The following is a 25,622-nucleotide window of genomic DNA, read 5'->3' as shown; positions in this document are numbered from 1 at the left end:
TCATCTGCTGAGACTATCGTCAAAATTTCTCATTTCCATACCTTGCTTAAACGCTTATGAATACAGCTTCTTAATGTTATTCACCTCCTACGATATTGGTCTGTGCAGGGCAGTCGTGCTTGAAAACCCTGCCACATGCCATGCTAAAAAATCTCCTGTTCACATTTTCCTCTGTTTTTTCTGCGGATATCGGGCATCTTGTCTTAGGGGTGCTGCAATGCGAAAACTTTCAATATTTACCGCCAGTATCATTACTGCCATAACGCTCTGGATGGCAACAAGCGCGGCAGCTGAGGAAGAACCGCAAGGACTGTCTGCCGCGGCGGAGCAGGTCATTTTGCGGCTGTTGCATCAACCGACCACCGCAGCTGTTGAGGAATACTATGGTGGACATAGACAATATTGGCGGCAGGAAGTCTTGAATGTCCAAAAGGTTCCGGAATCGCCATATTATGAAGTTGTTATACAGGTAGAAACTTTTTATGGCGCTCATAATCCACCATACGGTCTTGAAACACTGACCTTTTATATCGGGCCTCTTGATAACATCCAATTGGCCAGCTTTGTCCATCAGACGGAGGCGGAGTGAACTGGGGCATGTGGTGTCGGCTTGTATTCACACTTGTCAACCCGGTTTCTTTATGGTATAGTTGAGCCATAAAATATGGGAGGATTTCTCAATGACGCCTCATTTTTTTGAAGCAGAAATCAATTCATTTGGTTACTTCACCTTTTTGCTTCCCGCTTCTGCAGCGCTTGGAATAGACAGCGACAAAATTCTGGAGATCAGTGTGGATTACGGGGCTGCGCTGGATGGAGATCAACTCACGGCAAACGCATGGGCGCGGGAGCAGAATGGCGTGATCAAAGGATTTATTTACACGGTTCATATTGCGCCCGGAGAAAATGAACAGGAGCGCATTGTTGAGGCATTAAACAACTGTGAGGCGTTCCTGTCGAATCTGTCTCAGTTCGCTGCGATGCTTGACCGGCAGCAATAGAGTTTTCAGAAATAGGACACATCTGCCCGAGATGCAGGGCAGATGTGTTCTATGTTCATTCGCCCTCGGTGCCGCCCTCTGTCTGATCCGCCTCCTCCAGCGCCCGCTGGATGCAGCTGAGGAAGAAAGCGTTCTGCTTGATGCCCTTCCGCTTGAGGTAATCCTTGAACTGCTCAAACAGTTCGGTGGATACCTGGAAGGCTACGGTTCTCTGATTTTCTTTCATGGTAGGTTTCATCTCCTGTTCATAGAATTTTGTAATGAGTTCGGTCATGTATTGACCCAGCGTCTGCCCGGACGCCTCCTGCCGTTCCCGCACCTTGGCGTGCAGGGACTCGGGGATCTGGGCACACAGATTTTTTGTGTTCTCTGCCATAGGGGATTCTCCTTTCTTGGGCGGTAGGGCAAGTATATCGGAAACACCGGACAATAGCTATTCACACATACCAACAAAGAAGTTTTTGCAAGACGAAGCAAAACTGACAATGCTATTTTACAGGAGTGACCGCCATGGCGATGCCCCGCATAATGTACTCTACACAAGGAATTGCGACCGAATTCCCGAGTGCTTTATAGCGTGAGGAGTCGGAGGCCCCCGGCAGTTCTGTCCAAAAATCGGGAAAACCCTGGAGCCTCTCACATTCCAGCGGTGTCAGTCTCCGGATGAGCAGCGGCCTTTCACTCTCTGCCTCCTGTAACACAAGATCAGTTGCGTCCTTGTACTGGTGGGCACTCTCAGTAGAGGCGTCGTCGTTATCTTTAAACACGTCCACCCGTTGACGGCTGAACATCTTTACAAGGGGCAAATTATTGCCGCCAGTGCCAGCCCTGGCAGACAATGTGGGAGATACTGAGTGCGGGCCGGTGTAGCGGGCATCAATACCGTGGTTCTCAAATAGGGCCGGCTGATTGTTTCCGCTCATCCCGGCTGCGGCGGTTATAGTCTGGAATATCCCGACCATGATCTCAGCGCCGCCCTGCTGCGTACCCATGACCAGCGGCTGATGTCCATGCTCCTGGGCCCGCAGTGTTTCTGCTACATCTTCTGAGCAGGCCATAACGCCGCCGCCCTGATCATTGAGGCAGAGTACAGACGGCACCATATTGGTTCCGCTCTCTGCGGCTTTCAGCGTGGGAGCGATTTCCTCCTGATAGCCGATCCCGCCCGCCGAAGGAGCGGCTCCGGCGCAGAAACCGGCAGTCAACACACAGGGGTATCCCTGCCCAGCCTGTCCACCCCCTCCGCTGAGGGAGGTATGGCGCTCCGGTGTCAGGAAGCAGTCCCCGTTGCCCTTGCTGACTACACCGGCCACAAACAGCAGACCGGCAGGATTCCGACCACCGCCGCCATCCGCACTGGCCAAGGTGGGTGCTTTGCTCTCCGGGGTAAAGATGCGGGCCTGCTGGGTATCCCAGGGAGTGAGACAGTCCTGCGCAATAAAAGTCTGCTGCTTCATTCCCGGCTGGGCGCTCAACGCGCCGGCCACATCGTGGAGATCCCGCACCTCGTCCCTTTGGTTTGCGGCGAAGGCTATGGGGTCAGAGGATGGAGCCGCCAAGGGAATCAGCCCCGCCTGAGCCATCAACGCCGACTTCAGCTGAGGCGGCAGTTCCTTCCCGCGCTCTCCCGCCCTGCGCAGGATACCCAGGCAGGCTGTCCTGCTTAAATAGTATTTGCGGGGCGGAGCCTCCTGCAAAATCTGCGACAAGGAAAATACGTCTTCTTCGTTGAGGGGTGCGGGGCCAGTATTGAGCATCGAAGACCCGCCAGGCCAGGGAGAAACCAGTTCCCAATACGATTCGCCCAGCAGGTTGCCACGCCCAGGGGTGAGGTCCAGGGACATGAGCGGTATCGCTTTTAACTCGGACGATCTCCTCGAGGACGATGCGGAAGTCCTCCCCCTTGGGGGTCCCTGAGCTGAATGCGCCGGGCACGTTCTCCCAGCACATCCATCGTGGGCGAACAGCGAGCCCTGTCCGTCCTCGTTCCATATCTGCATTCCGCATCTCCTTCACAATTCGAATTTGTTCCATAAAAAGGCCGGAACGGGAACCGGTCAAACCGGCCCTCGCTCCAGCCACACTGAGATCCTGACAGGGTGAGCCGCCGCAGATGAGGTCCACAGGCGGCAGTGCCGCCCCGTCCAGCTTGGTGATGTCCCCCACATGGATCATGCCGGGAAAGCGGTGCTTTGTGACTTCGATGGGGAAGGCTTCGATCTCACTGGCCCACACAGGCGTGATCCCACTGCGAACCGCCGCCAGGGGGAAGCCGCCGATCCCATCGAAGAGGCTCCCCATAGTGAGCATTTTTCTCCTCCTGTCCTTATTTCGCTGCCGCCTGCACAACGGTGCGGGTAGTATTGACGGCAGCCTGGGCGGTATAGACGGCGCTCATGATATTGGCTCTGGTGGTGGTGTCCAGACCGAAGGTCCCGGCGATCCTGGGTACCTCACCCGCGGAGAGCATGAGACCCAGTCCCAGCAGAGCGTGGTCCTTAAAGACCATCAGGCCCGCTACCAAAATGGTGGATTGCAGGAAGGCCGTCAGGCACAGGCCAATCACCTGTTTGCTCCACTGGACAAAGCCGTCTGTGTAGCCTCTGGGGACGCTGAACATATAGAGGCTCCCCACGGCGATCTGGATGAGCAGGATGCCGCCTCGTTTGAGGTTGGCGAAAAACACCTTGATCACCGCGTAGGCCATCATAATGATGCAGAATAAAAGCATGATGGGACTGGTGAGGACGCTCATGCCGAAGCTGGGCGCGCCCGCCATATCCGCAAGGCTCTCCACGCTCATCAGTTCCTCGATGATCCGTTCCCCCACGGTCCCGATGCTGGTTCCCGCCCCGGTCAGGCCGATGGCGAAGGTCCCCTGCAAGGATACCGACAGGGCGTAGAGCCGCACAGGTACTACGGTGAACAGGCTGACCGCCAGAAAGCCCTTGATGGCGTTGAGGGCGGTCTGCTGGAGGTTGCCTCTGCCGGTTGAATACTCGATGCCGAACTCAAATCCTGAGACTACCAGGCTGACGCCAAACAGCGCCCAGCCCAGCTGAGAGAAAAACAGGACGATGGCCTCCACCCAGTCCAGCGCGAACAGCTCCACGCCCATGTTCCCCATTTCAGCAAAGAAGTTGCCGAGGAAGCCCACCACCTGCCCATAGAACCAGTCGATCAGATTGTCCATGATGGTGGACGCTACAAAATCAAAGATAAATATTGAGAATCACCTCATTTCCGTATCAGGCTCTTGGAAAAGGCGCAGGTATTCCTCCGCCAATTCCCAGAGCCTGTCTATATCCAGCGTGGGACGGTAGATATCCCAATCCGCTTTTTCCCCGAAGTACGGTAGATATCCCAATCCGCTTTTTCCCCGAAGTCAGGAGGCTTTTTCACGCCGTGAGGCACATCCCAGGAACGGATGGTGATGGAATCCACAGGTCCGGTACGCCGGTTCAGGACCGTCACCTGGATTCCGTCATAATAGCCGCCCCCAGAGGTGAGCGCGGCCTTTGCCAGAGTTTCCACGCCCAGCCGGATGCAGCAGACGCCGCCCAGACAGACAGCGTCCGGGCGGCGTTTGGCGACGGCGTTCCGCAGTTCCTGTCCGAAGGGCATCCGCTGTCCGATCCCATCAAATCCCGATGATGCCCCAGATATAGGAGGGAGCAGTGAGGGTGAAGACCAGGCAGGCGAAGAGGATCACCGGGCCGGTCCACTCGAACTGGCCATGCTTGCGGTAATCAAAGTACGCCATGCCCAGTTTGGTGAAGAAGGCGATGGCGAGGACCATGTCCAGCGCGGGGAAGACCACGTTCTCTACCACGGTCTTAATCTGGGTCGCCGCATCGGTCCAGGTGCTCTCCACGGCGGAGGCCACATCCCCGGCGGCGAAGGCGGGGGCGCAGCAGAGGGCCGCCACCACCATGGCGGCGGCAAGGATACGGAACATTTTCTTGAACTTCATGTTGATTTTCCTCCCTGTGTTCAAATCAAATTTACAGACGAGGAGCCGCCCTTGACAGGCGGCTCCCCATTCAGCATGGTCAGACCGGCTCAATAGCCGGTGCGAGGCAGGGGCTGGGCGGGCTTGTAGACCTTGGTGACCCATCTGCTGGTTGCCATGATCCACTGACCGTTGTACACACCGCCTACATCCGCCTGGTTGACGAACTGGGTCCCGCCAGTGAGCCAGGACACTACATTGCAGTACACCTTGGGCACCTCCACCTGCCGGAAATTGCCGGGTACGATGCCGAAGGAAACCATAAACTCGGTGACGTACTCGTTGGAGGCCAGTCCCAGCGCGGCGGGGGAGGCGTCCAGCACATGGTTCTGCATGGTGCTCAGGTTGTCGTACATGGTGCGGTACTCGCCGTTGAGATTGGTCTTGAACACAATCTTGTAATTCCCCTGCACGTTGTAGGTTCCGGTGACGATCTTGTCCAGCCGCACTGCCTGGGTGGGCAGAGTGTCCCGCCAGTAGAAGCTGGTGAGCGCCGTGGTGGAATTGTTGGCAATGCCAGAGAAATCATAGCGGATCTGCTGGCCGGGCATAACCTCCACGAAGCCGGTTTTCTTAATGCTGACGTTGGTGTACAGGGCCTTGTTGGTCATGGCCGTCTTGACGATCTGGCCGGCGTGCTCGATCTCCACCTCAATGGGGGTTTTGTCCAGCCCGTAAAAATCGGCAGCCTTGGATTCCACAATTTTGTATCGCCCTAACGGCAGAGGCTTTGACACAGCGACGCCATTTTTATCGGTGCGGATAGTATCCACCAGATTGCCGGTGCGGTAGTGGTAGATCTCGAACTCGGTACCAGGGATAGGCGTACCGGCGGGCCAGCCGTTCATGGAGTTGTAGTCCTCAGAGGTCTTGGTGATCTGGATCTGCCCGGTGATGGCGGTGTTCTCCCAGGTGATCTCGGTAGTGGTCCCATCAGTGACATAGACCGTCTTCAGCTGGGTATCCACCAGATAACCGTCATTCTCCAACTCCCGCAGGTAGTAGCGGCCAGAGCCGGGCAGGTCGTCGATATGGATGTAGCCCTTGTCATCGCTGCTGTACTGCCCGATGGGATTCTTGTTGGCGTCATAGAGGAGGAAGGTCACCCCGTAGATGCCCTGCTTGGTAACGCTGTCGACCTTGTGAATCAGGATGCCGCTGACTGCCCGATTGGTGACGGTGACTGTGGTGGCTTTGCCGTCCCGGACGGTGAAATAGGTGGGGGTGGCGTCCAGCTCGAAGCCCTTGCCGGCCTCAATCTCCACCGCGTAGTAGTCCCCGGCATCCAGATCCAGGTGGGCGCAGCCCTGCTTGTCGGTGGTAATGGTGTCCACCAAGCCGCCGTCCATGCGGCGGATCTCAAAGGTGGTGTTGGGGATTCGCTGGCTCTTGTCAGCCTCGTTGACCTTGATCAGCTCCAGCCCGCCCACAGGCGTGTTGTAGAATTTCAAAGTCTGAGCGTCTCCTACCTTGATCTGGATGGACTTGGGGGTGGTGTCCAGCAGGTAGCCGTCCAGGGTGCGGATCTCCTTGGCGATGATGGTCTTGCCGGGTTCCAGGCCCTCGATCACGATCCGGCCATTCTCGTCAGTCACATACTCGCCGTTGGCGCTGCCCAGCACCTGCCCGTTGGATTCGGTGACCAGGAAGGTCACGCCCTTCAGGGGGGTGGTGGTGCCGGTGATGTACTTCTCAATGACCAGCCGGGTCTTGGGGTCATTCTCGAAAGTGAGATCGTTGCCGCCGTTGGTTCCGCCACCCACATTGGTGGTGCCGCCCGGATTGGTCGTGCCTCCAGTATTGCCGTTGGTGGTCCCGCCCACGGTTCCGCTGTTCACAGAGTTGGAGCCGTTTTTCACGATGATGGTCTGGGGCGTGCTGTTGAGGACATAGCCACTCGGCACCTTGGTCTCAGTGACCACCACAGTGCTGCCGGGAACAAGGCCCGTTACAACGACAGTCCCATCCTTGCCGGTGGTGTAGCGGCCCAAAATCGTCCCGTTACCGTCCTTGACCGTGAACTCAGTGCCGGGAACAGGTTTGCCGGTGACGGAGTCCAGCTTGGTCAGGGTCAGGCTGCACAGGGGTTCGTTCAGGAAGGTAAGGGTCTGGGTGTCCAGGGGGTTCACCGTGACCGTCTGGGTTTGGGTACTCTGGTCGATGACGTAGCCGGGGGCGGGCTTGACCTCTTTGACCACTACAGTGTCGGTGATGCCGCTGATGCGGATCTCGCCCTTGTCATCTGTGGTATAGAGGCCGTTGCTGCTCAGATGCCCGTTGTCATTGTCCACGTACCCGCCGTTGGCATAGGTGAGCTGGAACTGCGCACCGGAAATGAGAGCGCCGGTCACACTGTCTTTCTTTTGAATGACAAGCGTACCGGCCCGCTTGTTCCAAAACGTGAGCTGCTGCACTTCACCGCCCTTGATGAGAATGTCCTGGGGCGTCCCATCCAGCACGAAGCCCTCGACCGTCTTGATCTCCCGCACCTTCACGGTGGTGCCGGGTTCGATGCCCTCCAGCACGATTTCGCCGGCCTTGTCAGTGTAATACACGCCATCGTCCGGACCGACAGCGCCGCCGTTGCCGTCCACGACCTTAAAGGCCACGCCGGACAGCGGCTCGTTCTCGGTCCCCTCGATAAACTTGCGGATGATCAGCGTAGTGCCGGGTTCATCGTCAAAGATCAGGCTGTTGGCCACGCCGGTGCGTACCACGATGCTCTTGGGCGTCTCATCGAGGATGTAGCCCTTGGGGGCCTTTTTCTCGGAGACGACCACGGTGGAATTGGGGGCCAGCCCGGTAATGGTGACCGTACCGTCAGTGCCGGTGGTGTAGATCCCGTTGTCGGGGCCGACCACATGGCCGGAGCTGTACCGCACCAAGAACTCAGCGCCCTTCAGGGGCTTCTTGGTCACCGCGTCCCGCTTCAGGATCGTCAGGGTGCAGAGAGGGTCATCATAAAACCGGATGGTCTGGGTGTCCTCGGCGTTGACCACCACGGTCTGGGGGGTGGGGTCCTTGCGGTAATTGTCCGGCGCTTTTTCCTCAGACACAACATAGGTGCCGGGGAGCAGCTTGGAGAGAACGATCTGCCCATTGACATCGGTGGTGTAGAGACCGTTGGAGGAAGTGAGGCCCTCGTTGTCTGGGGTCAGCTCCCCGTTGGCGGTCATCACCTTGAACTGCGCGCCGGAGAGGGGCTGCTTGGTGACGCTGTCGTACTTTTCAATGATCAGGCCGCCCTTGCGGGTGTTCTTGATCACCACGGTCTGGGTATCGCCGCCCTGCCCGATGACCACGTTGGTGGAGGGCGTGTCGATGACATACCCGCCGTCCGGCGCCTTGATCTCGTTGATCACATAGGCGCCGGGGGCCAGATTGGTGATCCTGATCTCGCCCTGAGCGTCGGTGGTGAAAATGCCGTTCTGGGTCAGGGTAGACGAGCCGATGACCCCGTCCAGGCCCACCTCGCAGCCAGCGGCGGTGGTGATTCTGAACTCCGCGCCGGGAAGCACCTCATCGGTCTGGCTGTCCCGCTTTTGGATGATCAGGCTGCCTTTCGGCTGATTTTTGAAGGTAAGAGACACCGTTTTGCCCGCCTGGATCTGGATGGTCTGGCTCTGGGTATCCAGGATGAAGCCAGCGGGGGCGCGGGCCTCGGTGACTACCACGCTCTTTCCCGGCTTCAGTCCGGGGATGCGGATCTCGCCATTTTCGTCTGTTCTGAAAATGCCGATGGAGTCGCCAATCAGGGTCCCGTCCGCGTACATAACCTTGAACTCGGCGTTCTGGAGGGTCACGCTGGGGTTGGTGGCGCAGACCTTCCGAATGAGCAGGATGCCGTCCGGGGCGTTGTCGAAGGAGACGGTGACCACGTTCTGTTCGCCCTTGTCGGAAATATAGACCGTTTCAGAGGCATTGATGATGGAGTAGCCGTCCGCCGGGTCAATTTCCTCCACGATGTAGGTGCCGGCAGTCAACCCGGTCCAGATGGCGGTTCCGTTTTTCCCGGTCACCTTCGTACCGATGACCGTGCCGCCAGTGCCGGAGGTCCCACCCAGATATTTCAGCTGGAAGGTACAGCCGGGGAGGGCCTCATGGGTCACGCTGTCGTATTTCTCCACTACGATGGCGTTTAACGGCTCGTTGAAAAAAGTGAGCGTCTTGCTCTCGCCGCCGTGGAGGATCACCTTCTGGGTGAGAGGCTCTTTCATCTGGAAGCCGGGAGCAGGCTCCACCTCAGTGACGGTGTATTCTCCGGGGTACAGCTTCTTTCCTTTCTCGTGGAGCTTGATCTGGCCGCTGGCGTCGGTGACGAAGATACCGAAGTCCATGGAGGCGGGAGCGCCCGCGGCTTCACCGTTGGACGTATAAGTCACACGGAACTTGGCCCCTTCGATGGGAGCGCCGGCCACGCTGTCCTCCTTGAAAATGGTCAGCTCCGGGGTCTTGTGGTTGCGGAACACCACCGTTTTCTCATCACCGGGGTTCAGGGAGATAGTCTGCACCCGGTCTGCGTCCTTATCCGGGAGGTAGTAGGGGGCGGGGACAGACTTCTCCGTGATGCGGTAGGTTCCGGGATCAACACGGAGGGCAACAGTGCCGTCCGGCCCGGTTCTCCAATCATCCTTGTAATCGCTGTCGATCCCCTCCACGGTGAGGACAGTGCCGGGAACAGGCACTCCGGTATCGGCGTCAATCTTGGAGAGGGTCAACAGGGGCTTCTTGCTGTTTTTGAAGATCAGGGTCTTTTCATCGCCGCCGTTCAGACTGATGGTCTGGGTCCGGTCGGCCTCGTCCTCCGACAGACAGTAGGGTTCGGGGACGGACTTCTCCGTGACCCGGTAGCTGCCGGGGGCGACGCGCAGAGTGGCGAAGTCGTCCGCCTCGGTAGTCACATCCTGGCGGTAGTCGCTGTCGATGCCCTCCACGGTGAACACAGTACCGGGGATGGGGGTGTTGGTTCCCTGCTCCACCTTGGAGATTTTCAGGACAGGCTGCTTCAGGTTGTCAAAGATCAGCTCCCGGTTCTCGCCGGGGCCGAGGTAGATGGTCTGCGAGGGTTCCTCGCCCACAACGTAGGGATCGGGGACGGACTTCTCGACCACTTCGTAGCTGTCCACGGGGATATTGGTCAGAACGGCCCTGCCGTCTGCGCCGGTGGTCACATCATCGTGATAGTGGAAATGGATGCCCTTGATCTCAAAGACGGTGCCGGGAATGACCTCCTTGGTCTGGGCGTCCCGCTTGAGGATGGTGAGGCTGGGCAGCTTCTTGTCCGCCGCTGTGACGGTGACTGTGCCGCCGCCGTTGATGGTGGCCTGATCCACATGGGCAATCACAGGCTCGGTGAGGGTGGCGAAGGGTGACGGTGCGGAGACCTCCACAAAGGCGTACATCCCCCCGGTCACATCGGTGACGGTGATGGAGCCGTCCGCTTTGGTCTCCTCCGTGCCGATGATCTGACCGTCACGCAAAATGTTAAAAACAGCGCCGGGGAGGGGATTGCCGCTGTCATCCAGTTTAATGAGCTTGATTTTGACCTTGCTATCGTTCTCAAAAACGAGGGAAACATCGCTTTTACCGTCCCAGACGAAGGTCTGCTTGGTTTTATTAATGTCCGGGCTTTTGGTGTAGCCCTCCGGGGGAGTGACCTCCTCGGCGGTGTAACTGCCCAGGGGCATATCCTTCCAGGGCACGTCCGTCAGGTAGCCGCCCGCGCCGGTGACGTAAGTCCCGGTGAAGTCGTTGTCCACGCCGGTGATCTTGATGACTGCTCCGGCAAGGCCCCTGGTGGGATCGTCCGCGTCCACCTTGCGGATACTGCCCTCGCCGGTGATCTCAGGGGTATCGCTAAACGTAACAGTTACAATTTTGTTGGCTCCATTGGGCAGAACGACATACTGGGGACCCGCGTTGTCGATCTCATAACCCTCCGGGGCTTCCAATTCCGTCACGGCGTAGGTGCCCGCTTCCAGCTTGGATACGGTAACAGTGCCGTCGCTGCCCGTTACTACTTCCTTGTTATAGGAGCCATTTTCGGAGGCCACCTTGAACCGCGCCCCCGACAGACCCTTGTTGGGATTCGTGCTGTCTACCTTTTTGATGATCAGGTCATACAGCTCACGGGTCACGGTCAGTTCACCGATCATGATGGCCTGCACATCATTTGCCGGATGGTAGCTGGAGCCGGGACCGGCATATGCGTATTCATAAACGGCGCAGTCGCCCCATACGCCCTGCGCGCCCAGGTCGAGGATATACTGCGCCCGGTCCCGGAACGATCTGCCGTCCATAGTCTCGTCAATGCTGGAATAATTGGTGTGTTCCAGATTGTTGTAGACGCACAGCAGTTCCTCAGCGCAGGCAACCACGGGGTCGGACAGCAGACCGGCCTTGTACCGCCAGACAACCGCCTGTACCCAGGCGTTCATCGTCCATGCGTAGTTGCTGTCCCACACATTATCTACACCCAAAGCCTTGGCTTGATCAGTAAAGACGCCGGTGGAGTGGGCGTAGAAGTACGCCATCATGGTTTTGACGGTGGGGTCGTTGACCGGCTTGGGACTCCCCCGGGTGTGGCCCTCCAGTGACCAGCCCATGCCCTTGCCCTTCTCGGCACAGAAGCCCATGGTGCTTTTTCCGTTAAGGCCAAAGTGCATCTGGTGCAGATGGCAGGTACCCAGAGCCGGGGACTCATACTTAACCCCATTGTGGGTGCAGTCGTCCATCTTGATGGTGTCCGGCGTGGCGGCGAGGGCTGTGCCGGGGAGCAGGCCCAGCACGCAGACCAGGGCCAGCAGAGCCGCGATCAGGCGGGTTCTGGGAAAATGAAACTTTTTCATAGCTTGTCAGCCTCCTTTTTGACAGAAAACGGCCCTCCAGCTTGCGCTGGAAGGCCGTTTTGGTTTTATTTTCGCTTACGCATAAAAATTGACGCTGTTTGGGATTCCGACGAACATATAGCAGTAGGTGATGCCGTCGTACTGGGTTACACCCACGCCGATGCAGTCGCATCTTGAGTCGATCATGGTCTCGAAGTGACTGGGAGAGTTGATCCAGTTGTCGACGGCGCGCCGGGCGGCGTCGTCTGTGCCGGTGAACACGGTGAGGTTGTCACCGAAACCGTAGGGGTAGCCGGCGTCAGCGGCGGCTTGGCCCTCCTCTGCGGCGTGATGCCAGGTGTAGCGCCGGTCGGAGCAGGCTTGGGCGGCGGTCATCAGGGCCTCGCTGACCGGCAGCTCCGACACGCCGTTGGCCGCCTTGCGGGTCTGGTTGATCAGCCGGATCATCTCCTGCCGGATCTCCAGGTTGTCCGTCAGGCTGGCGCTGTCCATGCTGGCGGGAGCTTCCGGCGCGGCGGGGGCGGCGGAGCCGATCGTCAGCGTCATGCTCCCGCATTCCCCGGCGCTGTTGGATGCGGTGATCTCCGCGGTCCCCGCCCCCTTTGCGACAGCCACCCAGAAGGTCAGCACCTGCTCCACCGCTACCGTGTCCGGGTCGCTGGAGGTGACGGTGTAGTCGATCCCGCTGGGGCCGATGATCAGGCCGCTTCGCTCTCCTACCTCCAGGGTACTGCCCTTGTAGCTGCTCACCCGGATGGGTTCGTTGGGCGCTTCCGCTGCCGCGGCGGGGACGGTGAGCCCAATGGTGAGGGTGGCTGCCGTCAATGCGGCGGCAATGCGCTTTTTCATGCTGGTCATACTTTTTTCCTCCTGTATTCCGTATTTTTTGGTGCTTTTGCAAGCAATACAATATCGGAACAGAGGTCAAAAGTCGAGAAGAAAATGCAATCTAAAATGGAGAAACGCGCGGGCGAAAACGAAGCATATTAGCTAATTTCCACCCCCTGGACGCACCACCGCTGATCCCGCTGGTCACGGACACAGGTATAAAGCGTGATCATGTTGGTGGTGGAGGCGGCGAGGGCACTGCGGTCTGTCTCACTCACCTTGGAGACACTGGTCACCTCATAGGTTCGGGTCCCCAGCCGTGTGGTCAGGGTGATGGTATCGCCCACCTCCAGCGTGTGGATCTCCCCGAAGTGGTTGTTCACGCCCCGATTGTGGGCAGCCAGCGCCACATTTCCATCCCAGATGGAGGTGTCCTCAAAATGACCCGCGCCCTTCTTCAGCGCGGCGCTGTCCGTACCCTGGTAGATCTTGACGCTCAGACCGATGGCGGGGATCTTCAGCGTGCCCAAGTGTCCTCCGGAATAATAGAGATCGTCCGTTACCGCCGTGTAGCCGCCGGAGGCACTGCCGGGGTTGGTCACTGTCACCGAGGACGAGCCGGGGACATAGACGGGGCCGCTGCCGGAATCCGTTCCCATACTGCCGCCCATGGCGGGAGGCTGGATCACGCCAACGCCTCCGTTGATGATGCCTCCGGAGGTAGGCTGATAGCCGGGAGCCAGATTGGGAGTGAGGGGCGTGCCGGTGTGCAGGGTGTCGGCGCTGTAGCTGCCGAAGGCGGGGGGAGCGAGAGCGGCGTTCTTGCTCACGTCCTCGTTTTTCATGGCCCCGCCGCCAGGGGTATGCACCACCTCAATGGACGTGGACTTGCCGTACTCCGGGTTGCCAGCTCCGTCGATAGTGTACTCCAGAGGCTCCGCGGCATAGGCGGTCGCCATCATGGAGGCCGTCATGCACAGAGCCAGGAGGAGCGTGGTCAGTTTCTTCTTCATCACATTCACCAGTCCTTTCTGATTACGGGTTTGGAATTACGCATCCTCATCGCCGCCCTCGGCCAGCTCACTGCGCCGCTTGAGGAACAGCGCGATCCCGATGCCGCCCCCAGCCGCGGCGATGAGGCCCAGAGGCACCAGCAGGAGCGGCCAGTTGAAGCTGGCGGCGGGGGCCGGATCGGTTGCCTCCAGACCGTCGTCCACAGGCTCCGCAGGCTGGAGGGGCGTCCCCTCGAAAATTGCCACATACCGGGTCTTGTTCAGGGCGATTCTGCTGACTGTCCCAGTGTAGTCGGCGGTGACGGTATAGCCTTTGACATAGCTGCTGGTGGCGCTGCCGGTGTAAGTGGCCACGGCGGTGTAGCGGTCGCCCAGGGCATAGCCGTCCAGGCTGCCGGTGTTGTCCGTCTGCCAGCTGACGTCCTGGAGGGTCAGAGTACGCCCGCCGTCCTGGATGGTCTTGGGGATGTACTGGGTGTCCTGTCCCGCCAGATTGGGATAGGTCCGGGTGGCGGAGACCTGCCTGGTGGAGTTGCCGTAGCCGGCTATCTCCACCTGCACCGTATCCAGCCGCAGAGTCAGCGTCCCGGCGAGGCCGTCGTCGGTGACGAACGCCTTCTCCTGGGGCAGCAGGGCCAGCACAGAGGCCATGTCCTTGTTTTTGCTCTCCAGCGTCACCGTCTCGGTGTGCTGGCGGCTCTCATGCTCCGGAAGTTCCTGCTTGAGCAGATCCACCAGGGTGTAGTGGTATCCGTCCTGCTCGAAGTCCGAGCGGGGGATGCCGGTGGGATCGTCCTCCGGAGACAGGTCATAGAATTTGCGGATCTCAGTTCCGTCCTCACTCTGGGTGACGGAGCTGGGGTAGCAGACCTGGGCGGGGTCGGCCCACTCCGCCGCGTAAGCGGCGGGAGCGAGGGCCATAGTCAGCGCCAATGCCAGGGCGCAGACTGCGGTCAGTTTCTTCATCGTCGTTTCCTCCTCTACATTTTCATTTCCGGGGCAGGCGGGGCCTCCTGACTCTCCTGCTGCCGCAGGGGAATCTGGGTCAGCGTCTGCTGGTAGGCGTCCAGCACCGCCTGGTGGAACTGCTGGTGGAACTCCTTGGTGCAGGGGAAGCAGATGTCCTTGTAGCCGTCCCTGCCCTTGTAGCTGGGCATGGAGACGAAGGGGCCATTGCTGCCGTCCACGACCTTGATGCCCCGGATGGCGAAGCATCCGTTCAGATTGACGGAGGCGTCGGCCAGGACGGGGCCGCTGGCGTGGAGGGAGTGGATCTTCACATCCACCTGCATGGGGAGGGCCTCTCGCTGGGGAGCGGGGGCCGGGGTAGGGGCCTGTTTCATTGTCGGTTCCTCCTTAAAATGTAAGAATTTTTGATATAATGGGATCACTCCATAGTCATGCCGTCCATGGAGTGGCCGATGTCCTGTTCCTGCTGGACGCCGCGAAGTTCCTCCAGCTTCTCCCGCGCCCAGTCCGGCAGGTACTGCTCATCCAGAACGCCAGCGAAGTCGGAGCGGTTCCAGCGGGTCTTTTCGCCGTCGCTCAGGCAGGTGGCGTAGACCGCCTGTCCTCTGGCGTGGGGGGAACAGCCAAAGCCCCCCTCACCGTACCAGAGCTGATCATGAGGGTCCCAGCAGCTCTCCCGAAGCGTGTCGGGACGCATCACCAGTACCTTGCCCTTGAAGTCCTGTTCTTGCGGATCACCAACGCAGTGTTCCGGGCCGAACAGCCCCAACGCCTGGTAAGCGTCCCTGGCCTGTCCGATGAACGCCTCCAGCAGTCCCGCGGCGGTGTCTGCCGCATAGTAGCGGTTGTACATGCCGTCCGGGGGGACAAATATCCCCCGGCCCCACTGGTAGGTCTCATCGCAAACCAGATGCTTGCAGACCGATTTCCGGAACTCTTGCAGAGAGTTGGCGAGAACGAAGTTCACCCGCTTGAAACCGAACCGCTCCAGCACAGACTGGGCGCAGCCATCGGACAGCGACTCGTCCGCATCATTGAAATGCTCCCGGACAGCCCGCTCGATGGCTCTGGCGCAATCTACATTCAGCCGGAAGCTGTCCTCGTGCATCTGCATTTGTTTAAGGTCTCGGGCGTCGGCGCGGGAGTAGGGATACAGATAGGGGAAGTCAGCCGCCATAGACGGTGTCCTCCGCAATCAGATGCTCCTCCAGCTTGCCCAGGCAGGTACCCGCCGCCATAAAGGTATCCAGCAGATCAGCGGGGAGATCCCGCAGATCATAGCGGTGTTCCGCCGCCAGAACTGTGATGGTGTGAGCCTCCTTGTCGACCTCGGCACACAGCTTGGCGCCATCGGGGATACCGGCGGCCTCCCGCAGATACTCGTTTACCTGGACCGTCTCCTCCTCGAAGTCGTTGCAGGGGCAGCTGTCCTTGTCACAGTCCTCGCAGTAGCCGCAGACCTGCGACAGGTGGTGGAGCAGCTGGGCCGACGCGCTCGTGAGCTGGTGGACGACAGCCAGCAGCTCAGGCGCGGTCATCCGTCCCTTCAGCACCAGCATGGCCCCGTTCAGGGTATGGTACTCCGCCTTTTCGCCGGCGCTGAACCCGGCCAGCCGTGCGGCGGTCACTGGAAGCAGGAGGCCCTTGGGTGTGATCTCTTTGATGAATTTCATGTGATATTCCTCCGTTTTCTGATTAAATTTCCTGCCCGAAATCAAACAGGTTCAGCTGTGTGGCGGCACGCTGCCGCTCGGTCATGTCGTAGTTGGCGATGAACACCTCGGCAAACTGGCAGTTGGGGTCGTACCGCTGCTTGATGTTGTTCAGCCGGGTGACCGCCTCGATCTGGATGCCAGGGGCGTCGTACAGCTCCCGGACAAAGGCGTCGTCATTGTAGGAGAGCAGGAACTTCCCCTCGATGGACAGGAGCGCATCCCGCAGGCGGATGTGATCTTTCTCTGTAAATCCTCCCTCCCCGATGTTCTGGTAGTACCCTTCGGTGGCGTGGTAGGGGGGATCGCAGTAAAAGAGGCTCACCGGGCGGTCATACTGCCGGATGAGCTTCTCAAAGTCCTTGTTTTCCACCACCACATCCTTCAGACGCCGGTGGGCCTGCTCAATAAGGGGGAAGTTGGCCCGCATATCGTGGGGCTGGCTGCCGTAGCTGGTGAGGGCCGAGGCGTAGCTGTAGCGGATGATCTGATAGAACCAGGACGCTCTTTGTACATCGCTGGCGGGGCTGCGCCCCAGGGCGTCCTCTCTTTGCCCTTCGGGCAAATTCACCTTATCCCGCGCCAGCGCCTGTTTGATCAGTTCGAAGTCCTCACGGGAATTGAGGACATACCGCAGGGAGTCGATCAGCTCCTCATGCCGGTCCCGGACGCAGCGGTACAGGTTGGCGAGGAGGCTGTTGAAGTCGTTGTAGACCTCGAAATCCCTGCCGGGGGGCTTGTGGAACAGCACCCAGCCCCCTCCGCCAAATACCTCAATGTACCGCTCATAGGACAGCGGGAACCGTCGCACGATCTCCTCCCGCAGCGCCTTTTTGCCCCCCACCCAGCTCATGAAGCTGTTCAAGGGCTGTCACCTCCCGGGATACGGAATTGGGCGGTATCGAACTTCTCCAGCGACTGGTTCAGGCCCCGGATGGCGGCGGCAATGCCGCTGATCCTGTGGGTCATGTGGGCGATGGTGGCGCGCACCTCCTGCTCCGTGGCGGCGTAGAAGTAGCCGTTGGAGTTGCTGGCGATGGGGACGCCTCTGCGCCGGAGCCGATTGACCGCGTCCCGCAGTTCTTTGCCCCGGACGGAAAAGGTCCGCTCCAGCTCACGGCTGGTGGCGGCGCCGCTCTCGCCCAGATGGTACTTCTGGAGATGCCCGGCCAGCTGTTTGTCCTCCATGTTTCCTCCTTTCCGGGGCCGGTTTTCCGAAAAAGGGCATAAAAAAAGAAGGGGCCGCTTGTCCCTTTCGGAAAAAACGGCCCCTTGATGCTGATTTTGTTATCTGTCTGTTTGTCTGGCATGGGCTGCGCCCATTTCACACCACTCCCTTCGTCTGCCGCTCAGTCATACCCTGCTTAGCTTAATACCTGGCTGGGCGGCTGTATAGGCTCCTGGTTCTGGGTTTGCATAGGGTCTGCCCAGGTCTGCCGGAGGTCTGCCGCGATGGACTCGCAGGCACCAAGCCCGCTGTTCAGCGCCTCCTGGTCGATCTCACCGAACTGGCCCGCCAGATCGATGATGTAGTTCTCCAGCCCGATGAGGATGTTTTCTTTCCTGTCCTCACTCAACTCCGGCACGCCGCCGCCATTTTGAGCGGCGGACACCTCCTTGTCGAACAGAGCGCCATAGTGTTCCTCACGCGCCTGCGGGTCATCCTTCTCCTCGAAGGGATCAGGCCAGAACGCAGCAAGGCCGCAGACGAAGTCCCGCAGGGCGGGGAGCTGCTCCTCTCTGCCCTGAGCGGCGAGGCAGGCTCCATGGCCGATGAGACCATGCAGGCAGAGCCGGATCTCCTTGAACCGGGCGTGATAGAACTCATCCGTATAATTCCAGCCTTTGAGCTTCTTCGGAGGGATATTCCCCGCAATACAGGCCAGCGTCGGACACGGCTCGAGCTTTTCGGAGAGGGAGGACCATCTCACCCGTCTGTAGTCACACATGAAATGCCGCACACGGGCTTTTCCGGATTCAGGCTTATTGTGCATATGGGATACCTCCTGTCCTCACTGCATGGCTATGCCCTGCTCAGGCTGGGACAAAGCCTGCTGAGCTGGGCTGGTATAGTCGCGGATGAACTCCCGCCCATTGCGGATCAGATAGCCGGTCTCGCCGCTGGCCTCCATGTATCCGGAGGTCTCCAGCAGGTCATTCGCGTAACTGTCCAAATCGATGGCCCCAGACTGGATCAGCTCCTCCGGCATACCCTCATCCCGCAGATGGTTTGCCGCGAAGTCCGCCAGTCCCTCGCTGGATATCCACTCATAGCAGTGGAGATTTTGTGAGATGTCCAGGGCGAATTTCAGGGTGCGGCAGTCCTCATATTCCAGCGCGGCGGCGAACTTCTCCAGCCAATGAGGTTCACCCTGGCCCTTTTCCGCCAGGACATAGCCCAAGCTGTCTCCATCTCCGACCAGTTCCTCAATGCTGCTGTACTGTTTCACGAGATCCCTCACTTCGGGCAGGATGCACCGGGCCTCCAGGAGTGTGCATTCGTCCAGGGAATCCACCCGCAGCTCACGACGAACCATGTTGATCTCCCCCAAGCCAAATTCATTGACGGGCTCATAGTCCGGCAGCCGCAGCCACACGCCATCAGGGACAGCGGGAGATGCCAGCTTCAGCTTGACGCTCCAGCTGTCATCCCAGAGCAAGGGCGCTCCGTTTTCCTGCCGGATGGGCAGACTGGGCTGTTTCGGATAGGACACATAGTAATGGCCTATGAACAGGCCGGGATGCTGGTCCTCAAAGAAGCGTCCCAGCCCGTCCAGATCAGCGTGGGGCAGGACGTCCTCTGGGGTGTTGAGCTGTTGGAGGTAAAACTGTCCCAATTCCTCGTAACTCCCAGCCGGACAGACATCGTAATGATCCAGAGAGTTGAGGCAGTCCACCGCCTCCTCCGCGTCTCGGGGAGAAGACCGCATGAGAACGGCGGCGAGGGCATAGCCTTCCCGGACGCTCAGCGTCTCCAGGCGTTCCTTCACCCACGCCTGGTACTGTGCCGGGCCGGGCAGCTTTAACAGGTGGTCAAAGTTGTCCATATTACTTCATCTCCATTCCGCCCTGTCTGGGCTGTGTTTCCATGGTCTGTACTGGCTGTCCATCATTCCGTTCAATCAAGCCGTAGGCGGTCAGCGTGCCGCCGCACCGCTGGATCAGCGCCTGCCCGTACTGGTACAGATTCAGGTGGGGGGTGAGCGTCGCCGCATCCTCATTGCAGAGGACAACAGACAGCTCCCCCTTCGCCACTTCGATGGGGGAGCTGTACTGGGGGGAGAAAATGTACTTGTCCAGCGAGTCCATGAGCGCCTCGGCGTTCTGGAGCTCCTTGCAGTCCGTGACTTCCAGCAGGGCCTTGTACGCGGTCAGGGCCTTCGGCTCCATCTCCGCCAGCCGCCGGGCCAGATGGCTGAGGTGGTCGATGCCCTCTTCCGCATCGGAGATCATCTCCGTCAGGGCGGGGACACGGCAGTCCAGACAGCTCCAGCCGGCCTCCCGCCAATCCCAGGCGCCCACGGCCTCCAGTGCGGCGTTCAGCGTTTCCGGCGAAGCGGGCAGCTTCAGCTGTGCGGTTCTGCCGCTGTCGTAGCCGGGGTCATTGAAGAAGCCTTTGGACACCTCCAGCAGAACGGCGTAGTCCGGCGCCTTGTGCGTCAGATCCAGAGTTTTATATACCTCCAACAGCTTGTCTCGCTGCTCCACATAACCTCCTGAGTGATCCGCGGTACGATTCACAAGGACGCCACCCTCCCGCTGGCGGTGTTCCCGGCCAAGGCGTTCAAAGTCCAACAGATCAAACACCTGATCCGGCAGGTCATCTACTTCCGGACAAAATCCGTTCTCCGCGCAGAATCGTCCCAATTGGGAGTCGTTCAGAGCCTCTTCCACCACATGGCAGCATTCGGTGCTGTAGGACAGATCGATCAGCCTTGAGATGGGGATGGGCTGTTTTTTCCTCTGCTCTATTGCCAGGAGGCCGGCGAAGGCGGTGCATTGCCGCTCATCCAGCTCCGACAGCTTCTGCGCCAGGGCGTTCAGGTCATTTAGACCGCAGGTGTCGTTCAGGAGCGAGGACAGCTCCTCAAAGTGGTGATACTCTGTGATCTCCCAATACGGCGGCTCATCCTCCGCCAGCCGGAGCTTGTCAAAGGTGTCCTGCAGCTGATAAGGCGTGGCGGGGAGAGACAGCTCCGCATAGGCGTCGCTCTCCGGCTGATCCTGCTTCGCCAGATAAATATCGAACACTTTATCCAAGAGTCATCCCTCCCATCAGCTGCGGAGTCTGCTCATAGGTCTTGGGATCAGCGGCGGGGCAGTCCCAGCCATGCATGGACCCGGCCTCCATCGCCAGACGCTGGGCGGCGGTGACTCCGAGGCGCTGGTTGTTGTAGTCCGCCAACTCCCGGTTCTGAGCCGGGTCCCCGGTATCCCAGTCTGAGGGATAGTAGCCGCTCTCACCTCGCTTGATGCAGATGAGCGACCCGGCACCGGGGAGGACGGAGAAACACAGTTCGGGCAAGCCCTTCGCCACGTTCAGCCCAGAGGTCTGGGTATAGTGCCTGGGATCGGCGGCTGGGGAGTCCCAGCCATGGAGACAGCCGTCCAGCATGGCCTGCTCCTGGGCCTTGCTGATGCCCCGTTCTCTGTTGTTGTAGTCGGCCATGTGTCGGTTCAGACCGGGCTTTTCACTGCTGTCCTCCAACACCTGATAGCCGCCGTTCCTGGTGATGCAGATCAGGGAATCACCTCCCGGCAGGACAGAGAAGCACATATCCGGCAGGCGCTCAGAAAAGTGAGGGTCGAAGCGATCCTGCTCCGTCATGATGCTCCAGCCCTCGCTCTGCCACAGGTGGGCGTATATCTCCATACCGCCGCCTACGTTGATCTCATGCTGCTCAAAGCTCTCGCCTACGCCGTCACTGGCCTGTCCGCCGATCCCGTCCATAAGCTGCGACAGCTCCAGCGGGGTCAGGCTGCCGCGCACCTTGCACTCCGCAACACCCCAGAGCCGGCCATCCCGCACCTCCGCGGTGAAGTGGTACGATTGTACCTTCTGGTCTACGCTGTCCGGCCCGTGGAAATAGGCCATCATGCCGCGCTCGATCTCCTCCGGGCTTTCCGCGTGCTGTTCCATCCAGCGGCGCTCCTCCTGGAGTGCTGTGATGATCTGCGGGGCGTACTCCGCCGCTTCACGGGAGTCCATGGTGATGTCATTCTCCAGGCCGTCTTCCTCATCGTAATAGGTTGCCGTCATGGGCATGTACAGCTTCAGCGTCTGGAGGGGCGGGGGCAGGACGGAGAAGCTGTCCGTTCCCAGCACCAGGTTCAGGCTGCGGCCACTGTCCCAATTTACCAGGAAGTGGCCTGCGTCATCGATGCCCTCCAGCGTCCCCATGCTCCCCGGCTCCACCGGGTCAGGATCATTTTTCATCTCTCTGAGCTTGATCCGGCTGCCCTGTGGGAACTGCTCCCGCAGAAAATCCAGCCATTCTTTCGTTATCTGGTTCATTTACATCATTCCTCCCATCGTCACATTTACCCCGCCATAGTCTTCAATTTGACGGGGATTCTCCTCTCCGTACAGGTCGCAGACCATATCGTCCACAGCCTTTCGGACCGCTGGATCATCGGTCAGCGTCTCACAGCGGAAGCCGGTGGTGGTCTGGAAGGGCAGCTCCTCACAGACAGCCTGGAGATATTTCTCCGGGTCGGTATAGTTCCACCGCTCTCCACTGGCGAAGGTGACCCGCCCGACGGCTGGCTGCTCGTCCAGTACCTGCTGGAGCCGGACGGCGGCATCTGCCACCACCGGGTCATCCTTGAAGCTGTCCAGCTTCAGTCGGTCCTGGGACAGCCACTCACGGCCATCCCAGTGGATGGCCAGATCCACAGCGGCGATGCCGTCCTTGGTGACGCCCAGCCGCTTGTCCTCGCAGTCGAGGCTGGTATATAACCGCATGGCCTCCTCCAGCGGGAGCTGATGCGTCACCTGCCGCTCAGGTGTGTTGACGTGCTCGATCACATACCAGTCATAGCTGTGGGGGAGCGCGAGGTCGGCGGCGTCCTGGAGTGCCTGGCACCCTTTTTCCGTCAGTCCCATCTGCTGGGCCTGTTTGTCGAAGCAGTTGAGATAGCACTGATAGTCGCCCTCTGTAGGATTGCACCGCAGGCGGTAGAGGTATCGCTCCGTTTCCAGCGTGAAGCCATAGTTCTGGCAGCAGGCACCGCCCTTGATGGCCCCATCGCTGCCATAGCAGTACCGGCGCATGGAGGAGAGGTCCTTCAGGACACCCCTGCGCAGGTCATTCACCACCTTGTCCAGTTCATCTCTGAACTCCTGGGTGTTCAGCTCCTCGGGACCCCTGGGCCACCAGGAATGGTAGAAGCCTTTCCCACCGCGCCCGAAGTCGATGCGGACATGGCCAATGGCTCCCAGTTCTCATCGCTCTCCGGCGTCTGGGCATAGAAAAGCCCCGCCTCCTCGGGGGAAGCGGGGCGCAGCATATGACGGAGAGGGATCTCAGGGCATCTGATCTTCTCGTCTGAACAGAATTTGCTCAAAGTGACCGAGGCAGGCTCCAGCTGGAACATGTCCTTGACCAGACGGCTCTGGGACCGCCCGCTTTTCAGCGGCAGGTAAGAGAGGACGGATCCGGCGTGGTTCTTCTCAACCTGGTCCACCAGGCTGTAGGGCCGGCGCGGGTCTTCTGCGGTGCCGCGCAGGTCGTAGCAGTACCAGCCCTGGGGAACATCCTCCCGCGGGATGGGCCGGTCGCTGTACAGCACCGGGGCGCCGAACAGGTGCGCTTTCTGCATCCTGTCCTTGTAGATATTGATTTGCAATTTTTTCACCTCTTTCTTCTGGGTTAGCTACAAGACATACCACTTTTTTGTAGAAATGTCCAGCAGAAGTTTTTACATCCCGCCCATCTGCGGTCCCTGTTCCAGCTGGGACCGCCCCACGGTGTCTATCCGCATCAGCGCCTCCAGTGTCATGGTGCCATGATAAGCCACATAGCCGTACTCATTGAACTGTCCGCCCTCCTGCCGGATGTGCTGCTCCCCGTAGCGGCGGTAGTCATAGAAGCCCTCCAGGTTCTCGTCATACTCAAAATGACCGGACTCCCGAATCATGTGCATGCCGTATTCCTCCGGGGTCCGGATACCGGGGATAAAGTCAAACTGATCCAGGTTTTCCGCCAGCTGTTGGACCGCCATCATATCTCCCGGTCCCGTCATCAAGACCACCGCGTTCAGCTTTTCCTGGTCCGCTTCGTTCAGAGACGCAATGGCCCGGCACATCTTGTTCAAAGCGGGGAGATCGTCGCCGCTCAGATGCTCCAGATCCAGGGCCTCCGCCGCCTTTTCCGGCAGCTCATCGAAGTCAAGCCGCACCTGAGCATCATGCAGTGCGGTGATTCCAACCCGAAGAAGCGTCCGCTCGATCTGCCGTTCTGAGGCGGGGAGATACAGATATTCCGGGCTGTCTCCCTCCGCAGGCCCCCGCTTTGGTGCGACTTCCAACACCAGGAGGGTGCTGTCATAAGGATACGCAGGGAGCTGACGTCCGTTGTACACCTGCTCCAGCTTCATCCCGTTGTCGTAGACCACACCGTAAGGGGTAACCGCTTCACCGCCGCCTTCAATCAGCAACAGAGCAGTTTCCTCGCCATCCAGGTTTTCCAGGTCCTCCATTCTGGCACTGCCGCCATTCAAATTCAAAAAATGGCTGCGTCCTACGGCTTCCAAATTGGAAAAGTCGGTAATGACCGTTGCCTGCTGGCAGTAAAACGTGAGATTGATGAAGTCTGTGATATCGGTCATCTCCAGCTTGTGGGCCATAGCTTGGAACTGGCTGTCCTCACCCACGCAGAAGCTGTCCAGCCGTTTCGCCAAATAGTCCATCTGATCCACATTGACCAGCATACCCTTGAGTGCGCCCAGCACACTGTAGTGGCTGTCGATCTCATCCACCTTGCAGTCCCGGTTTACGGGTCTTCCCAGTTCCATTGCCTGGAGCATATCGATTGTCTGATCGTACTGGTCGACGGGGATGGGGAAGGGGATGGTGACCTGCCCACACTCCGGGCACTGGGGATTGCTCAGCACCGCCTTGATCACATAGCTCATACGCCGCCTCCCTTGATCTCCCATTCACGGGGGCGCGGTTTGACGGGCTGGCTGCGGGGCGGCTTCTTCTGGGGTCTCTTCTTCCGGGTGTCGGTACGGGTGGGCGGCGTTCTGGACGGGTCCATCATCATCCGCTCCAGCCCCGCCAGACGGGTATCGCCCATGAAATATCTTGCCATGATCTTTTTGCCCTCCTGCATTGTTATTTGCGGTTCCCGAAAAAAGGACAAAAAGAAAAAGGGCGCTGCCCTTTTTTCAGGGAAACGACCTCATATGGAACAATTATTGATTTTTAGCTGAATTGCATCCCGCCATCCTGCGGGGACTCCTTAGCTGTCAACTCCACCTCCTTCTGGTTGGACAGCGCCACACGCTCATCCAGATCCGGAACACACCGTTCAATTTGCTCCGCGGCGGACTCCAGGCATTTCTGCCGCTCATCGGTAATGGAGTATTCGGATTCCAGCGTCTCATGGATACAGCGGTAGACCTCCGTCAGCTGCTCCGGGGAAAAAAGGGCGCTGCGGGGAACGAGGCCGGAGCGGGCGGCGAAGTTCTGCTTGGCGGCGGTGTAGCTGTCTGTGCCGCCCTCGGGACCGTAATAGTTACCCTGATACAGAGCGGTGTGGTTCCGCACCCATTCCCATGTAACGAATTGAATTCCGTACTTGGAGGGATGGCCCGCCAGGACCGTATTATTAAACTCAGCCAACAGCCTGTAGTCTCCCGTCAGGCCGCTGGCTGTCAGCTGGGGCGCCGTCTCCATCTGGCGCATGCACTCGGCAGTGGTTTTGGTGATAGAGATTGCTTTGTCCAGAGCGGCGCTCCTGTGATCATCCGCCGTATCCTCCCGCCAGTACCTCACCGAGCCGGTATCCAGCGCGAGGCAGAGACGCTGTCCGTCCAGCTCTATTGGCAGGAGGCCCTCCTCCGTTTCCGGTTTTACGGCAAAGCCCTCGTGCTGGAGGTTCAGGGTTAGTTCTTGGAAGTATCTGTTTTTTTCTTCTGCGTTCATTTTGATCCTCCTTGCTTTCTAATATAATGGCAACTTTTTGCGCTGAAAAGTCTGGGGCCCTTTTTGATTTTGCCTGTTTTGAAAACAG

At 59.2% G+C, this 25,622-nt stretch carries 24 protein-coding genes and 1 pseudogene; 2 read left to right on the top strand and 23 right to left on the bottom strand.

Annotation, left to right across the window (positions count from 1 at the left end; all coding sequences use genetic code 11):
* Together D5269_RS18350 and D5269_RS13590 are read left to right on the top strand one after the other, a co-directional pair.
* On the top strand, positions 1–589 hold a 589-nt coding region (locus D5269_RS18350), incomplete at its 5' end, for a DUF3888 domain-containing protein (RefSeq protein ID WP_147407996.1).
* A 91-nt stretch (positions 590–680) separates the two neighbouring features.
* Positions 681–1,001 carry a hypothetical protein gene (locus tag D5269_RS13590; protein ID WP_120486089.1) on the top strand — a complete coding sequence of 107 codons (321 nt, stop codon included), beginning with the start codon at positions 681–683 and terminating at the stop codon, positions 999–1,001.
* Between the two features lie 55 nt (positions 1,002–1,056).
* On the opposite strand, the gene D5269_RS13585 is transcribed toward D5269_RS13590, so the two are convergent.
* From D5269_RS13585 to D5269_RS13475, 23 genes and pseudogenes are all read right to left on the bottom strand, one after another.
* Entirely contained in the window at positions 1,057–1,377 is a 321-nt protein-coding gene (locus D5269_RS13585; RefSeq protein WP_016317199.1) for a hypothetical protein, read from the bottom strand.
* 112 nt (positions 1,378–1,489) lie between these two features.
* Positions 1,490–3,311: pseudogene (locus D5269_RS13580) on the bottom strand (DNA cytosine methyltransferase).
* Between the two features lie 16 nt (positions 3,312–3,327).
* Positions 3,328–4,227 (bottom strand): conjugal transfer protein TrbL family protein, encoded by a 900-nt coding sequence (locus D5269_RS13575; protein WP_120486088.1) that lies wholly within the window; start codon positions 4,225–4,227, stop codon positions 3,328–3,330.
* Positions 4,228–4,301: 74 nt separating this feature from the next.
* Positions 4,302–4,625, bottom strand: coding sequence for a hypothetical protein (locus D5269_RS13570; RefSeq protein WP_120486087.1), 324 nt, complete (start codon positions 4,623–4,625; stop codon positions 4,302–4,304).
* Positions 4,626–4,641: 16 nt separating this feature from the next.
* The gene (locus tag D5269_RS13565; RefSeq protein WP_016317203.1) at positions 4,642–4,974 is read right to left on the bottom strand and encodes a DUF3852 domain-containing protein; all 333 of its coding nucleotides are present in this window, start codon (positions 4,972–4,974) and stop codon (positions 4,642–4,644) included.
* A gap of 89 nt (positions 4,975–5,063) precedes the next feature.
* Complete coding sequence (locus tag D5269_RS13560; protein ID WP_120486086.1) at positions 5,064–11,861, bottom strand: SpaA isopeptide-forming pilin-related protein; 6,798 nt, start codon at positions 11,859–11,861, stop codon at positions 5,064–5,066.
* A gap of 75 nt (positions 11,862–11,936) precedes the next feature.
* A complete protein-coding gene (locus D5269_RS13555; RefSeq protein ID WP_120486085.1) occupies positions 11,937–12,719 on the bottom strand; it encodes a CAP domain-containing protein in 783 nt (260 codons plus the stop codon).
* Between the two features lie 128 nt (positions 12,720–12,847).
* Positions 12,848–13,702, bottom strand: a complete 855-nt coding sequence (locus tag D5269_RS13550) for a class D sortase (RefSeq protein ID WP_120486093.1) — start codon at positions 13,700–13,702, stop codon at positions 12,848–12,850.
* A 36-nt stretch (positions 13,703–13,738) separates the two neighbouring features.
* On the bottom strand, positions 13,739–14,668 hold the full coding sequence (locus tag D5269_RS13545) for a cell wall anchor protein (RefSeq protein WP_120486084.1): 930 nt from the start codon (positions 14,666–14,668) through the stop codon (positions 13,739–13,741).
* Positions 14,669–14,682: 14 nt separating this feature from the next.
* Positions 14,683–15,045, bottom strand: coding sequence for a SpoVG family protein (locus D5269_RS13540; RefSeq protein ID WP_120486083.1), 363 nt, complete (start codon positions 15,043–15,045; stop codon positions 14,683–14,685).
* A gap of 44 nt (positions 15,046–15,089) precedes the next feature.
* Positions 15,090–15,848: a DUF3849 domain-containing protein gene (locus tag D5269_RS13535; protein WP_120486082.1), complete on the bottom strand. Its 759-nt coding sequence runs from the start codon at positions 15,846–15,848 to the stop codon at positions 15,090–15,092.
* Entirely contained in the window at positions 15,838–16,344 is a 507-nt protein-coding gene (locus D5269_RS13530) for a hypothetical protein (protein WP_120486081.1), read from the bottom strand. Before D5269_RS13530 ends, D5269_RS13535 begins: the two co-directional genes overlap by 11 nt.
* 22 nt (positions 16,345–16,366) lie before the next feature.
* Positions 16,367–17,236, bottom strand: coding sequence for a DNA adenine methylase (locus D5269_RS13525; protein ID WP_120486092.1), 870 nt, complete (start codon positions 17,234–17,236; stop codon positions 16,367–16,369).
* 8 nt (positions 17,237–17,244) lie between these two features.
* Positions 17,245–17,571 (bottom strand): hypothetical protein, encoded by a 327-nt coding sequence (locus D5269_RS13520; protein ID WP_120486080.1) that lies wholly within the window; start codon positions 17,569–17,571, stop codon positions 17,245–17,247.
* Positions 17,572–17,747: 176 nt separating this feature from the next.
* Positions 17,748–18,377, bottom strand: a complete 630-nt coding sequence (locus D5269_RS13515; RefSeq protein WP_120486079.1) for a hypothetical protein — start codon at positions 18,375–18,377, stop codon at positions 17,748–17,750.
* Between the two features lie 18 nt (positions 18,378–18,395).
* Positions 18,396–19,430: a hypothetical protein gene (locus D5269_RS13510; protein WP_120486078.1), complete on the bottom strand. Its 1,035-nt coding sequence runs from the start codon at positions 19,428–19,430 to the stop codon at positions 18,396–18,398.
* Between the two features lies 1 nt (position 19,431).
* Complete coding sequence (locus D5269_RS13505) at positions 19,432–20,634, bottom strand: antirestriction protein ArdA (protein WP_243126866.1); 1,203 nt, start codon at positions 20,632–20,634, stop codon at positions 19,432–19,434.
* Position 20,635: 1 nt separating this feature from the next.
* Complete coding sequence (locus D5269_RS13500) at positions 20,636–21,898, bottom strand: DUF4314 domain-containing protein (protein WP_120486076.1); 1,263 nt, start codon at positions 21,896–21,898, stop codon at positions 20,636–20,638.
* Positions 21,899–22,702: a hypothetical protein gene (locus tag D5269_RS18610; protein WP_243126864.1), complete on the bottom strand. Its 804-nt coding sequence runs from the start codon at positions 22,700–22,702 to the stop codon at positions 21,899–21,901.
* A 32-nt stretch (positions 22,703–22,734) separates the two neighbouring features.
* On the bottom strand, positions 22,735–23,241 hold the full coding sequence (locus D5269_RS18605; protein ID WP_147407994.1) for an LPD28 domain-containing protein: 507 nt from the start codon (positions 23,239–23,241) through the stop codon (positions 22,735–22,737).
* 63 nt (positions 23,242–23,304) lie between these two features.
* On the bottom strand, positions 23,305–24,519 hold the full coding sequence (locus tag D5269_RS13485; protein WP_120486074.1) for an antirestriction protein ArdA: 1,215 nt from the start codon (positions 24,517–24,519) through the stop codon (positions 23,305–23,307).
* A complete protein-coding gene (locus D5269_RS13480) occupies positions 24,516–24,698 on the bottom strand; it encodes a hypothetical protein (protein ID WP_120486073.1) in 183 nt (60 codons plus the stop codon). Before D5269_RS13480 ends, D5269_RS13485 begins: the two co-directional genes overlap by 4 nt.
* A gap of 113 nt (positions 24,699–24,811) precedes the next feature.
* The gene (locus tag D5269_RS13475) at positions 24,812–25,534 is read right to left on the bottom strand and encodes a hypothetical protein (protein WP_120486072.1); all 723 of its coding nucleotides are present in this window, start codon (positions 25,532–25,534) and stop codon (positions 24,812–24,814) included.
* Between the last annotated feature and the right edge of the window lie 88 nt (positions 25,535–25,622).

Origin of the sequence: Anaerotruncus sp. 1XD42-93 (assembly GCF_009917605.1) — a bacterium.
GTDB lineage: Bacteria > Bacillota > Clostridia > Oscillospirales > Ruminococcaceae > Anaerotruncus.
This window is presented reverse-complemented; position numbering and strand designations above follow the sequence as displayed.